Origin of the sequence: Amycolatopsis dongchuanensis, from assembly GCF_039542405.1 — a bacterium.
Lineage (GTDB): Bacteria > Actinomycetota > Actinomycetes > Mycobacteriales > Pseudonocardiaceae > Amycolatopsis_E > Amycolatopsis_E sacchari.
The window spans coordinates 1-1,263 of record NZ_BAABIB010000183.1 but is presented as its reverse complement, the minus strand read 5'-3'; the positions used below and the strand labels follow the sequence as shown (position 1 = coordinate 1,263).

Here is a 1,263-nt window from a genome sequence, read left to right as displayed (position 1 = left end):
GGATGAGGATGTTTCGGCATGGGTGGCGGGGCTGGAGGAGTTGTTCGGGCGGGTCGCGGGCCGGTTCTTCCGTGCTGAGCCTCGCCGTCGTGGTCGTGCCTACGTGAGGGGTTTGTTAGCTCCGTTGGCGGACAAGAACGGCTGGACCCTGGCCGAGATTGCCGGTGATTCCACTCCGGATGGCATGCAGCGCCTGCTCAACGCCGCCACCTGGGACACCGATGGTGTGCGGGACGACCTGCGCGCCTATGTGGTGGAGCATCTCGGTGACCCGGGCGGTGTTCTGGTGGTGGACGAGACCGGGTTCCTCAAGAAGGGCAGCAAGTCCGCCGGTGTTCAACGGCAGTACTCCGGGACCGCCGGCCGCATCGAGAACTGTCAACTCGGCGTGTTTCTTGCTTACACCACACCGAGAGGACGTGCGCTCGTCGATCGCGAGTTATATCTGCCGAAATCCTGGATCGCCGATCGCGAGCGCTGCCGAGCAGCGGCAATACCCGATGAGATCGAGTTCGCGACGAAGACCACGCTGGCCAAGGCGATGCTCGCTCGCGCGTTCGCCGCCGGGGTGCCAGCACGATGGGTCACCGCTGACGAAGCCTACGGCCAAGACCACAAGTTCCGCTCCTGGCTGGAACAACACCACATCGGTTACGTCGTGGCCGTGCCGCGCAACCAAGCCCTGCCCGCCGGCGGGTTCGCCACCGCACGGGCGGATCAGCTCGTCGCCCAGGCGCCACCCGAGAGCTGGAAACGGCGCTCAGCCGGCAACGGCGCCAAGGGACCACGACTCTACGACTGGGCCGCGGCCACCGTCCCCACGATCGGCGAGCACACCCCGGACGGCTGGACTCGCCGACTCCTCGTCCGCCGTCAGATCACCTCCGCTGGAGTGCAACCCGAACTGGCCTACTACCTGTGCTGCGCCCCCGCCACCACTCCAGACGAGGAACTGGTGCGCGTCGCCGGCGCACGCTGGGCCATCGAGGAGTGCTTCCAGACCGCCAAGACCGAAGTCGGTCTCGATCACTACCAGGTCCGACGCTATGACGCCTGGTATCGCCACATCACCCTCGCCATGCTCGCCCACGCCTACCTCGCCGTCACCGCCGCAGTGTCCCCAAAAGCCCTGGCCACGGCCTCATCCCGCTCACCCTCGGCGAAGTCCGTCGTCTCCTGGCACATCTGATCCACACCGGGCGCCCATGGCTCCAAATCCAGGCCTGGTCACGCTGGCGCCGACGCCACCAACACCGCGCCACG

At 66.8% G+C, this 1,263-nt stretch carries 1 protein-coding gene; it reads left to right on the top strand.

The features are described 5' to 3' along the window. Window positions 1–22: 22 nt before the first annotated feature. A complete protein-coding gene (locus ABFX51_RS39370) occupies window positions 23–1,189 on the top strand; it encodes an IS701 family transposase (protein WP_346056996.1) in 1,167 nt (388 codons plus the stop codon). The last annotated feature ends 74 nt before the right edge of the window (window positions 1,190–1,263 follow it).